The organism is Binatus sp. (SeqCode) (assembly GCF_036522015.1).
In the GTDB taxonomy this organism is placed as follows: domain Bacteria; phylum Desulfobacterota; class Binatia; order Binatales; family Binataceae; genus Binatus.
Genome location: NZ_DATDGQ010000268.1, coordinates 1 through 12,466 on the forward strand (window position 1 = coordinate 1; position 12,466 = coordinate 12,466).

9 protein-coding genes are annotated in these 12,466 nt (G+C 62.0%); 4 read left to right on the forward strand and 5 right to left on the reverse strand.

Translation table 11 applies throughout. The annotated features are described in order from the left end of the window. From VIW95_RS11540 to VIW95_RS11550, 3 genes are all read right to left on the reverse strand, one after another. On the reverse strand, positions 1 to 1,518 hold a 1,518-nt coding region (locus VIW95_RS11540), incomplete at its 3' end, for an AsmA family protein (RefSeq protein WP_331586577.1). Between the two features lie 9 nt (positions 1,519 to 1,527). Next, the gene (locus VIW95_RS11545) at positions 1,528 to 2,313 is read right to left on the reverse strand and encodes a hypothetical protein (protein WP_331586579.1); all 786 of its coding nucleotides are present in this window, start codon (positions 2,311 to 2,313) and stop codon (positions 1,528 to 1,530) included. Positions 2,314 to 2,330: 17 nt separating this feature from the next. Continuing rightward, positions 2,331 to 3,746, reverse strand: coding sequence for a M20 family metallopeptidase (locus tag VIW95_RS11550; RefSeq protein ID WP_331586581.1), 1,416 nt, complete (start codon positions 3,744 to 3,746; stop codon positions 2,331 to 2,333). Positions 3,747 to 3,830: 84 nt separating this feature from the next. Between VIW95_RS11550 and VIW95_RS11555 the strand changes: the two genes are divergently transcribed. After that, a complete protein-coding gene (locus VIW95_RS11555; RefSeq protein WP_331586583.1) occupies positions 3,831 to 5,072 on the forward strand; it encodes an MFS transporter in 1,242 nt (413 codons plus the stop codon). 37 nt (positions 5,073 to 5,109) lie between these two features. Here the strand turns inward: VIW95_RS11555 and VIW95_RS11560 are convergent, their stop codons facing one another. Together VIW95_RS11560 and VIW95_RS11565 are read right to left on the reverse strand one after the other, a co-directional pair. Next, the gene (locus VIW95_RS11560) at positions 5,110 to 5,592 is read right to left on the reverse strand and encodes a CinA family protein (RefSeq protein ID WP_331586585.1); all 483 of its coding nucleotides are present in this window, start codon (positions 5,590 to 5,592) and stop codon (positions 5,110 to 5,112) included. Between the two features lie 35 nt (positions 5,593 to 5,627). Then, a complete protein-coding gene (locus tag VIW95_RS11565) occupies positions 5,628 to 6,257 on the reverse strand; it encodes a TetR/AcrR family transcriptional regulator (protein WP_331586587.1) in 630 nt (209 codons plus the stop codon). Positions 6,258 to 6,424: 167 nt separating this feature from the next. On the opposite strand from VIW95_RS11565, the gene VIW95_RS11570 reads away from it, so the two are divergent. The 3 genes from VIW95_RS11570 to VIW95_RS11580 form a co-directional block, all read left to right on the forward strand. Next, positions 6,425 to 7,663, forward strand: a complete 1,239-nt coding sequence (locus tag VIW95_RS11570; protein ID WP_331586589.1) for an MdtA/MuxA family multidrug efflux RND transporter periplasmic adaptor subunit — start codon at positions 6,425 to 6,427, stop codon at positions 7,661 to 7,663. Continuing rightward, positions 7,660 to 10,776 carry a multidrug efflux RND transporter permease subunit gene (locus tag VIW95_RS11575; protein ID WP_331586591.1) on the forward strand — a complete coding sequence of 1,039 codons (3,117 nt, stop codon included), beginning with the start codon at positions 7,660 to 7,662 and terminating at the stop codon, positions 10,774 to 10,776. Before VIW95_RS11570 ends, VIW95_RS11575 begins: the two co-directional genes overlap by 4 nt. Beyond that, a partial coding sequence (locus VIW95_RS11580) for an efflux RND transporter permease subunit (protein ID WP_331586594.1) occupies positions 10,773 to 12,466 on the forward strand: 1,694 nt, incomplete at its 3' end. The genes VIW95_RS11575 and VIW95_RS11580, both read left to right, overlap by 4 nt.

Below are 12,466 nucleotides of genomic sequence, written 5' to 3' on the forward strand. Positions count from 1 at the left end.
GGTCGCGCTGATTCGTGGCGCGGTTATCTCGCCGTCCGCCGTGCCTTTGACTACAAGCCCGTTGATTACGTCGCCGGGCGGCCGGGTCGCGAAGATCTGTGCGAGTTTCACCGAATCGGCCTTCAGGGCGTAGTTCGCAGCGAGGGGACTTAGTGTTTCGATTCGCCCTTCGAGACTCGCATGCGCGGAACCGAGCGTGAAACTCGTCAGCTCGACATCTCCGCGTCCATCAGCGAAATGAATTGTGCCGTTCAGATCGCTGACTCCGCTCTGCCAGGACGGCCCCGGCTTCAGCGCAACCTGTTTCAACGTCACCGATCCATCGATGCCCGGCGCGTTGTTACCGAGCTTCACGGTGCCATGAATCGCGCTCATGCCCGCCGCATCGTAACCGGCCGCAACAGGTATCATCGGACCAAGATTGGCAAGGTTGAAACTGTTGGTATCGATTTGCGCACTCAACGGTTGCGCTCCGCCGCCCGAAAACCTGCTCGCCGTCATTTCGAGATCGGACAGCTTCAGGCTGATGCTCGCAATTTCGAGCTGTTCGCTCCAGGTGCCGTTCGCATTCACCGTCATCGCAGTGCCGGCCGGCTTGTCGAAAAGCTTTGCGTACGAGATCCGGTTCCCGGTCAAATCGGTGCTGAGCGCAACTGCGAGCTTGCCGAGCGAGCCGCGCGCCGTCCCGCTTACAGATAGCGGATCGGCAATCGAAAGCGCCGGCGAGATGTGCGATCCGATGTCCGCCAAAGGCCTGACGCTGTCGAGCAGGATCGAATCGAGCTTCAAGTTCAGATCGACCGGAATGCCGGACGCGTCCAGCACGCCTTGCTCGAGCAGCGGTCCGAGCTTTCCCGACGCCTCGACGTTCTGCTCGTCGCCGGGAAAAGCGAATTTCGTCTCGAGGTCGAAGGCCGAGGCGGCGTTGAAATTTGTCACATCGAAATCCAGATGACGGACGTGAATCGGCGCCATCTTCTCGCCAAGATCGTTGAAGTAGATGGCGCCGTCCTCGATGCTCAGCGCGACGATCGCCAGGTCGGCCAGCGACGAGCGCTTCTTTGCGCGCCCGTTCCGCGCTGTCTCAGCCTTTCGGCGCGCTTCATCGGGACTGGCGCCAAGCGAGCTCACATTCAGGTCGCCGCGCGCATTCATCACGATCCGGATGTCGGGTTTGATCAGTTCGAGTCTGATGACCTTCGCCTCGCCGCGCAGCAGTGGAAAAAACTCGACGTCCACGGACACATCGCTGGCGGCGAGAAACGGTTTTTCAGAAAATGCACTATCGTCGGCGATCTTGAGACCGGCGATCTCGACCGACACGCCCCATCCCATCTCTGCCTGTATCTTTCCGACTTCGATTCGGCGGCCAAGCGCGTCGCTAACGCGCGTTACGATTCGCTTCTCATTGTGCGCGACGATCGAACTCAAGTTGAAGAACGCGTAAGCGGTCAGCCCGGCCGCGATCAGTACAACCGCGCCAACCACGGCGCCGGAGATGAGTAGTATCCTGCGCACAGCGCGAGACTAGCCATTTGGCGCGACTAAGTAGAAGCGTGTGCCGCAAATCGTCAGGTGGTCGGCGGAAATGCTGCGCCCGCGGCGCTCCGCGGCGGAATTCAGCCGCGCGCGATCTGCAACGACCATGTCGATCCCTGACAAGCCCTCTCCGCGCCCGTCAGTCGCTTCGACGAAGCGCACGCTCGCATTGTCGAGCGGCACTTCGAGGCGGCCGCGCGCGTCCTTGCGAACTGGTATGCCCGCGATCTTGCTCCATCGCTCGGCCAGGCCGGCGGGATCGGGCGACTGCAATTCCACCGCCGAGTATCCGCTGATTGTCTCGGTGCGCTTCGCTTTGCGCCATCCGCTTCCGCCGGCCGGCTCCCAATTACCCTCGGGCTCGCCCTTCGCGTCCCAATCGATCTCGAAAAATGAGCCGCCGGTGTCCGCCGGATGCAACTGCATCACGTGATAACCGTCGCTCTCGCGCTCCCACGCGATTCGAATGCCCATCGCCCGCGCGCGCTCGCGCCGCTCGAGTTGCGCGGCGTGACTGTCGCATTGGCAGATGACCATGTAACCGCCGTCGCCGCCGCGGCGCTTCAGGTAGCGGCCACCCGCGGTTCCTTCCTTGATAGGCGCAACCACTTCGATGAAGTTGTTGCCGACCGGCAGCAGCGAATTTTCCAGCCCGAACACTCCAACCCCGGGATCGATGTAACAGACCTCGAGTCCGAACACGGCCTTCAGATCGTCGACCACCGGCGCGAGCTTGTTGGCGACCAGCGCAATCTGGCGAAGTCGAATCGACATGGCTAACCTCCTGCAATTCAAGCGTTAGTGCGGGTGAAATGATCAGCGATCACTTTCGCCACGCAGCAAGTCACCTTTTTCGCGGTCGGGATGTGCAGGAACTCGTTGGGCCCGTGCGCGTTGGCGTGAGGTCCGAGCACTCCTGTGATCAGAAATTGCGATTGCGGGAAGCGCTCGCCCAACATCCCCATAAATGGAATCGTGCCGCCTTCACCCATGTAGGCAGTCGGTTTGCCGAAGTAATCATTCGAGGCCGCGTCGAGGCTGCGCTCGAGCCACGGCGACAGTTCCGGCGCATTCCATCCGGCGGCGCCCCAGTTCGGCTGGAAAGTCACCTTGCATCCGTACGGTGGATCATTCTCTAAAATGCTTTTCAGCTTTCGCGACGCGACTTTCGGATCGACCGTCGGCGGCAATCTTAGCGACAGGCTCACTGCCGTGCCCGGGCGGAGCACGTTGCCCGCGTTGCCGGTTGCCGGCAATCCGTCGGCGCCGATGATCGAGAGCGCCGGCCGCCACGCGCGATTGAGGATCAGCTCTGCCGGATCGTTGCTCACCGGGCGCGTGTGCTCGATGAATGGAAACTTTGTGCTGATGTCGTCGCCGAGCACCGCGGCCGTCGCGGCAGCCTGCTTCACGCGGGCGTCGGGGATCGTCGCGTAGAACTCGGGCGCGAGCACCTTGCCAGTCGCCTCGTCCTCGATCCGGCTCAGCAACTGGCGCACGATGCGGAAGCTGTCGGGCACGACGCCGCCGGCGTCGCCGGAGTGGACGCCTTCGGTGAGCACCTCGACCTGGAGCTTCCCGCCGACCAGGCCGCGCAGCGAAGTCGTCAGCCAGAGTGAATCGTAATTGCCGCATCCGGAGTCGAGCGCGATGCACAGGCTCGGCTGCCCGATGCGGGGCGCGAGGTGCGCTATATAATGAGGGAGATCGAAGCTCCCGCTTTCTTCGCAAGCTTCGATGATCACGACGCATCGGGCGTGTCGAATCGAGTTCGCCTGCAGCGCGCTGATCGCACTGAGGCACGCGAACGTCGCGTAACCGTCGTCGGCGCTGCCACGGCCGTACAAACGATCGCCCTCGAGCACCGGATTCCACGGGCCAAGCCCTTCGCGCCATCCCGACATCTCGGGCTGCTTGTCCATGTGCCCGTAAAGCAGCACGCAATCTTTCGAGTCGCCGGGGATTTCCATGAACAGCAGCGGGGTGCGTCCTTCAAGCCGCACGACCTCCAACTTCATGCCGCGAATCGGCTGGCGGCGCGCCCAATCTTCGAAGCGCGCGACGACACGGTCCGTGTGGCCGTGTGCTTTCCAGTCGCGATCGAACGCGACCGACTTGTTGGGGATACGAATGTACTCGACCAATTCGGCGACGATGGATTCATCCCAAAGCCGCTCGACGTGAGTTCGGATGGCTGACTTGTCCATGATGCGAGCCTACGCGAGACGGGTGTCGATTGGCAAAATGTCGATTCGGCAGCGCGGTTCCAATACAAACTTGGAGGCCAACCGATGGATGCCACGCCCGCGACCGCAAATTCAAACGCCCTCGCACACCGCGACTTTCGCCGGTTTCTGGTCGCGGCGTTCCTCGCGATTCTCGCTACCCAGATACAGTCGGTCGCGGTCGGCTGGCAAATTTACAGTATCGCGCGCACTCCGCTCGCGCTCGGATACGCCGGGCTCTTTCAGTTTCTGCCGATGATGGCATGCACGATTCCCGCCGGGCACCTGGCGGATCGTTTCGATCGCAGAATGATCCTGGTGGTCAGCAATCTGTGCTCCGGAATCGCAAGCGGCGGTTTTCTAATCCTTGCGTTGATTGGGACCACCACTATCTGGCCGTTTTATGTAGTGCTCGCGCTGTTCGGCGCGGCGCGCGCATTTGCGGGACCGGCGTCGCAGTCGTTCGTGCCGCTGCTGGTGCCACAAGACCAGTTTCCGCAAGCCGTCGCGTGGGCGTCTTCGACGTCGCAGGTGGCGGTGATCGCGGGCCCGGCAATCGGCGGTGCGATCTACATCCTGGGTCCGGCCGTGGACTACGGCGTATGCATGACCCTGTTTGTGACTATCGCAATCGTGATGATGGGCATCAGGAGCCGCAGCGCGCGCTACGAAGCGCAGCCCGATACGACGGTGTTCGAGCGGATCACCGCTGGAATTGCGTACGTGTGGCGCAAACCGCTGATCCTCGGCGCCCTCTCATTGGATTTGTTCGCGGTCCTGCTCGGTGGCGCGACCGCGTTGTTGCCGGTCTATGCGCGCGATATTTTGCATGTCGGGCCGCTCGGACTTGGAGTATTGCGCAGCGCGCCCGCCCTGGGAGCGGCGATGCTCGGGATAGCGCTCGGCCAGCGCGCGCTGTCACGGCGCGCGGGACGCGCGATGTTCGCGTGCGTGGCGATTTTCGGAATCGCGACGATCGTCTTCGGCGTGTCGCAAAACATCCTGCTTTCGCTCGCAGCGCTGTTCGTGCTCGGCGCTTCCGACATGGTGAGCGTTTACGTGCGCACCACTCTCACCCAGCTTGCGACGCCCGACGCAATGCGCGGGCGCGTGAGCGCTGTCAACCGCCTTTTCGTCGGCGCATCGAACGAGCTGGGCGAGTTCGAATCCGGCGTGACCGCGACGTGGTTCGGTACCGTGCCGGCGGTGGTGATCGGCGGCGTCGGCACGTTGGTCATCGTCGCGGTGTGGTACCGGATGTTCCCGAGCCTGCGCGAAGTGGATCGATTGTCAGAAGTGACGCCATGAAAATCCTGATCTCTCCTCGGACAAGGAGAGGTTAGGATCAGGACGACATGCTTTGGATTAAAAGATTCAACGCGGCGGCGGCGAACGTGCGCATATTCGCGACGCGATCTGCGCTGCCGGTTTCGACAGTTAGCGACTTCTCGACCGGACCTGCGACTGCGATGCAGCTGTGGCCGGCGGCGTCGCCGTAGCGATTGCCGGTGGGGCCGCTTGCGCCGATCTCTGCGATGCTCCAGGTGACTGCGAAGCGCGTGCGAGCGGCGCGTGCGAGGATCACCGCGCCTTCTTCGGTGACCGATTTGATCCCGGCGAAGGCCGAGTCGGGAATTTCGAGCATCGCGCGGCGCGCCTTGAGCGTGTAAACGACGGCGCCGCCGATGAAGTATGCCGACGCGCCAGGGACGCTCAAAAGCGCGGCTGAGATAAGGCCGCCCGTGGTCGACTCGGCGACCGCGACGTTCTCGTGCCGGTCTTTGAGCATCACTGCGATTTTTTCCGCGAGCGGCAGCAGATTCTGCATGCGGGGGCCTCTTCGAGTTTTTTGTCGAGCTGATGTTATCGCGCGCCGCATCCGTCGAGGAAGATCGACGTGACGATATCGGCCGCGTGATCGGGCGTCGTGTATTCGCGGCCGTAGCGGTTGATGCCGCGCACCATGCCGAGCAGCGCTTCGGCCGCGATGCGAGTATCGAAACCGGGCCGCATCGCGCCGCGCCGGACGGCTTCGTCGAGAACTCCGCTGATCAAGCGCGACAAGTCGTTGCGCTGAGCGCGATACTGGCGTTCCTGCGAGGGCGGTAGCGCTTTGGGGTCGCGCAGCAACGCGAAGAACTGGCGCCGGGTCCAGAAGAATCGGACGGTGTGCCGCACGATCGTCGCGATCTGCTCGCGCATCGAAGTGCATCCCGCCAGCGCCGTGCGAATTTCGCGCTGCAGTTCCGCGAATCCGTCGATCACCGCCGCCGCGTACAGCTCCTCTTTCGATTTGAACTGGCGGTAAACGCTGCCCTTGCCGACGCCGGCGTGCGCGGCGACCTCGTCGATCAACACGAGATCGAATTCCCGGTCGGCAAAGAGTTCCGCGGCGCTTTGGAGTATTCTTTCGCGCAGGAAGGGTGTGGACGGCCGGCCGCGACCGTCTTTGCGGCGAATCGGCGGCGAAACCGGTAGTCGCTTGACGCTCAAGATTGGAAACCTGCAATCATCGGATTCGTAGTCTCTAGGGTTGGGGTCCGCAGATCCGCCGTTACGCTCAGCACACATCTGAAATATGGACTGACGAGTCCATAATTGCAACAATAGATCCGGGATCGGCATTTGCTAGGTTGGATACGAGTGCTACGGAGAACATGATGGATTCGAACGGCCCGACGACCGGAAACCCTAACGCCACGCGATTTGTGCAGGATGCCGAAGTGCGCCCCTGGACGGACAAAATCAAGGATCGATGGAAGACGTGGCTGGTCGTTCTGATCGTCGCGATCGTTGGAATTCACTACCTGTCGGGGCGCAACGGCACCGATTCCGCAGCGGTGTCTCCGGCCATGGCGCATCCGACCGTTCCGGTGGCAGCGGTGCCGGCCAAACTGGGCGATTTGAATCAGTACATATCCGCGATCGGAACGGTGACGCCTTACAACACGGTCACCGTAAAAAGCCGCGTCGACGGACAGCTCGTGAAAGTAAATTTTACCGAGGGGCAAATTGTGAAGGCCGGCGATTTGCTGGCTGAAATCGATCCGCGTCCCTACCAGGTACAGCTCACGCAGGCCGAAGGCACGCTCGCCAAGGATCTCGCATCGCTCGAGAACAACAAGATTCTGCTGGCGCGCGACAAAGAACTTTACGACCAGAAAATCATCGCGCGGCAGGACCTCGACAATCAGCAATCGTTGGTCGGACAGTTCGCCGGCTCGATCGAAAGTGACAAGGGTGTGGTCGACAACGCCAAGCTTCAACTGACTTACAGCCGCATCACCTCGCCGATCACCGGGCGGGTCGGGCTGCGGCTGCTGGACGCCGGCAATATCATTCACGCGACCGACGCGACGGGACTCGCGGTGATCACGCAACTGCAGCCGATCGCGGTCGATTTCTCCATTCCTGAGGACGATCTGCCGAGCCTCGAGACCGCGATGAAGGCGAATCCGCAGTTGCCGGTGGCGGCTCTCGATCGTGACCTCAAACACAAGCTGGCGGATGGAACGCTGCTCACGACCGACAACCAGATCGATCAGTCCACCGGCACGATCAAGCTCAAGGCGGCTTTCCCCAATGTCGACAACGCGCTGTTCCCGAATCAGTTCGTCAACGCGCGGCTGCTGGTCAGCACTATTCCCAGTGCGATTCTGATCCCGGCGGCCGGTCTCCAGCGCAGTCAGCAAGGCTCGTTCGTTTACGTCGTCAAGCCGGATAAAACTGTCGAGATGCGCCCGGTGACCGTGGGCGCGACGCAGGGCGACGTGATCGCGATCAGCAAGGGTCTTGCGGTCGGCGACGTGGTCGTGACCGACGGCGTGGACAAGCTGCAACAAGGCGCGCATGTCAGCGTGCAGACCGCGGCGATTCCGCCCGGGAGCGCCACCCCTTGAACCTTTCGCGCCCGTTCATACTGCGGCCGGTCGCGACTTCTCTGCTGATGGTCGGCCTCATGCTCGCCGGCCTCGTCGCTTATGAGCAACTGCCCGTGTCGGCTCTGCCGCAGGTGGATTATCCGACGATTCAGGTCATGACATTCTATCCAGGCGCGAGTCCGGACGTTATGGCGTCATCGGTGACGGCGCCGCTCGAGCGGCAATTCGGCGAGGTGCCCGGGCTCACCCAGATGACCTCGAACAGCTCGTTCGGCGCCTCGGTCATTACGCTGCAGTTCGATCTCAACTTGAACATCGACATTGCCGAGCAGGAGGTGCAGGCGGCGATCAATGCGGCCGCGACATACCTGCCGGCGGATCTGCCGAATCCGCCCGTTTACAGCAAGACGAACCCGGCTGATGCGCCAATCCTCACGCTTGCGCTGACCTCGAAGGAATTGCCGCTCGACCAGGTCGAAGATCTGGCGGACACTCGCCTGGCCGAAAAAATCTCGCAGCTCCCCGGCGTTGGCCTGGTGAGTATCGGCGGCGGGCAGAAACCTTCGGTACGCATCCAGGCCAATCCGACCTCGCTCGCTTCCTACGGAATCACGCTCGAGGATTTGCGCACTGCTATCGCCGGCGCCAACGTCAATGAGGCGAAGGGCAACTTCGACGGCAAGCAGCAGGCGTACACCATCGGCGCCAACGACCAGTTGCTCACCGCCAAGGATTACCTGCCGCTGATTGTCGCGTACCACAACGGCGCGCCGGTCAAGCTCTCCGACGTCGCCGACGCGATCGACGACGCCGAGAATGTCAAGGCCGCGGCCTGGATGAATCTCACGCCGGCGGTGATCGTCAACGTGCAGCGCCAGCCCGGCGCCAACATCATCGCGGTCGTGGACCGCATCAAGGCGCTGATGCCGCGCTTGCAGGCTTCGCTGCCCGCGTCGGTGAAAGTGCAGATTCTTACAGATCGCACCACCACGATTCGCGCCTCGGTGTCCGACGTCCAGTTCGAGCTGATGCTGACGGTGGCGCTCGTCGTCATGGTCATCTTCCTCTTCTTGCGCAGCCTGTCAGCGACGATCATTCCGAGTATCGCGGTCCCGCTCTCGCTGATCGGAACGTTCGGCGTGATGTACCTGCTTGGCTACAGCCTGGACAACCTGTCGCTGATGGCGCTGACGATTTCGACCGGCTTCGTCGTTGACGACGCGATCGTCATGATCGAAAACATCTCGCGCTTCATCGAGGAAGGCGACAAGCCGCTCGAGGCCGCGCTCAAGGGCGCCGAGCAGATCGGCTTTACGATCCTGTCGCTGACCATCTCTCTGATCGCGGTGCTGATCCCGCTGCTGTTCATGGGCGATATCGTCGGCCGCTTGTTCCGCGAGTTCGCGGTCACGCTGGCAGTGACGATCCTGATGTCGGCGGTCGTCTCGCTGACGCTGACGCCGATGATGAGCGCGAAGCTGCTCAAGTATACGCCCAAGGATCAGCAGACCTGGTTCTATCGCAAGTCCGAGAAAGTATTCGAAGACACGATCGCGTTTTACGGCCGCACGCTCGAATGGGTCCTCGACCACGAATGGGAAACGCTGATGGTTGCGATCGGCACGCTGGTGCTGACGATCGTGCTCTACATCGTTGTGCCCAAGGGATTTTTTCCGGTGCAGGACACCGGCGTAATCCAGGGCGTTTCCGAAGCGCCGCAGAACGTGTCGTTCGCCGCGATGGCCCGCGGGCAGCTGGATTTGGCGCGGATTATCTTGCAGGACCCGGCGGTCGAGAGCCTCTCGTCATTCGTCGGCATTGACGGCACCAACACCACCGTCAACAGCGGACGGATACTGATCAACCTGAAGCCGCTCGACGTGCGCAAGGTCGATATCACCACGGTGATCAACCGCCTGCAGCCAAAATTGGTCGCCGCCAACGGCCTGACGCTCTACTTGCAGCCGGTGCAGGATCTCACGGTCGAGGACCGCGTCAGCCGCACGCAGTATCAGTACAGCCTCGAAGATCCGAGCGCCACTGAGTTAAACCTCTGGACGGGGAAACTCGTCGACCAGCTCAAGACCATTCCCGCGCTGCGCAACGTCGCAACCGATCAGCAGAACGACGGCTGGGAGGAACATATCGTAATCGATCGGCTGACGGCTTCGCGCCTCGGTATCACGCCGAACCTGATCGACAACACGCTGTACGACGCCTTCGGGCAGCGCCAGGTGTCGACCATGTTCACGCAGCTCAATCAGTATCACGTGGTGCTCGAAGTGGCGCCGCAATTTCAGCGCAATCCGCATGCGCTCGACGAAATCTATATTCGCTCGAACACCGGCGGCGAGGTGCCGCTGAGCGCCTTCACCCATTTCGTGCCGGGTGCGTCGCCGCTGGCGGTCAATCATCAGGGACAATTTCCGGCGGTGACTATCTCGTTCGATCTTGCGCCGGGCTACTCGCTGGGCGACGCGGTTACCGCGATCGACAATGCGCGCCAGCAAATCGGGATGCCCGCCAGCATCGAGGCTTCGTTCCAGGGCACCGCCGCGGCGTTCCGCGCGTCGCTGACCAACGAGCCGCTGTTGATCCTCGCGGCGCTCATCACCGTGTACATCGTGCTCGGAGTTCTCTACGAGAGTTACATCCACCCGGTCACGATTCTCTCGACGCTGCCGTCGGCGGGCGTCGGCGCAATCCTGGCCCTGATGATCTGCGGTCAGGATCTAAGCGTGATCGCCCTCATCGGCATCATCCTGCTGATCGGTATCGTGAAGAAGAACGCGATCATGATGATCGATTTTGCGCTCGAAGCTCAGCGCAAGGAAGGTAAGCCGCCGCGCGAGGCGATCTACCAGGCCTGCCTGTTGCGCTTCCGGCCGATCATGATGACTACGATGGCGGCGCTGCTCGGCGGCTTGCCGCTCGCGCTTGGCACCGGAGTTGGCTCCGAGTTGCGCCGCCCGCTCGGTATTGCGATCGTCGGCGGCCTGCTCGTCAGCCAGGTGCTGACGCTTTACACGACGCCGGTAATCTTCCTGACCTTCGATCGCATGGCGACACGCTTTGCCAACTGGCGGGCAAGAGACGTCGTGCCTGAAACCGTTCCGGCGCAAGCGTCATGAGCATCTCCGAACCATTTATAAGAAAGCCGGTCGCGACCACGTTGCTGACGATCGCGCTCGCGCTTTCGGGCGTGATCGCGTTTCGGCTGCTGCCGGTTTCGCCGTTGCCGCAAGTCGAGTTCCCCACCATCCAGGTGCAGGCGAATTTGCCCGGCGGAAGTCCGGAAACGATGGCCTCGTCAGTGGCGACTCCGCTCGAGCGCCAGTTCGGCCGCATCGCAGGTCTGACGGAACTGACCTCGACCAGCTATCTCGGCGTCAGCAGCATCGTTTTGCAATTCGACTTGAACCGCGATATCAACGCCGCCGCGCGCGACGTGCAGGCCGCTATCAACGCCGCCGCCGGACAGCTGCCCGCGAATCTGCCAAGCAAGCCGACTTACAAGAAAGTTAATCCGGCCGATGCGCCGATCCTGATCCTCGCGCTCACCTCGACCTCCGTGCGCCCCGGCATGATGTACGACGCTGCAGATTCGATCCTCGAGCAGAAGCTCTCGCAAATAGAAGGCGTCGGCCAGGTCACCGTCGGCGGAAGTGCGTTGCCCGGCGTTCGCGTCGAGCTGAATCCAACCCAGATGAGCAACCTCGGCATCGGTCTCGAGGACGTGCGCACCGCACTGGCCGGCGCCAATGCGAACCGGCCCAAGGGCGAACTGGCCGACGACAATCAGACGTGGGGGCTGAGCACTACCGATCAGCTACTCAAGGCCGAAGACTACCAGCCGCTGATCGTTCGTTATGCCAGCGCTTCGGGCGCCGCGGTCCAACTTTCCGACATTGCGTGGGTCAGGGATTCAGTCGAGAACGTCCGCGCGGCCGGGATGGTCGATGGCAAGCCGGCGGTGTTGATCATCGTCTTTCGCCAGCCGGGCGCGAACATCATCGATACTGTTGATCGCGTTTACGCCGCGCTGCCACAACTGCGTGCCTCGATCTCGCCGGCGATCAACCTCCTGGTCGTCATGGACCGGACGACCACCATCCGCGCCTCGGTGCGCGACGTCGAGATAACCCTGCTGATTTCGATCGCGCTCGTTATCATGGTGGTGTTCCTGTTCCTGCGTAACCTGCGCGCCACGCTGATTCCCGGCATCGTCGTTCCGCTCTCGCTGATCGGAACGTTCGGCATCATGTACCTGCTCGGCTACAGCCTCGACAATCTTTCGCTGATGGCGCTGACGATTTGCACCGGCTTCGTGGTTGACGACGCGATCGTCGTCATCGAGAACATTTCCCGCTTCCGCGAAGAGGGAATGCCGCCGCTCGAAGCCGCCATCAAGGGCGCCGCCGGCATCGGCTTCACCGTGGTATCGATCAGCATCTCGCTGGTGGCGGTTTTCATTCCGATTTTGCTGATGTCGGGAATCGTCGGCCGGCTGTTCCGCGAATTCGCGGTAACCTTGTCGGCGGCCGTCATGGTTTCGCTGGTCATCTCGCTCACCACGACGCCGATGATGGCCGCGCAACTGCTCAAGCCGCACGATCAGGAGCAACACGGCCGCTTCTACATTGCTAGCGAGCGATTTTTCAAGGGCATGCTGGATCGCTACGAAAGCAGTCTCTTGTGGGTGCTCGATCATCAGCCGCTTACGCTGGCGGTCGCGCTAGGCACGCTCGCACTCAGCATTTTTCTGTTCATGTTCGTGCCGAAGGGATTTTTTCCGCAGCAGGACACCGGACGCCTGATGGG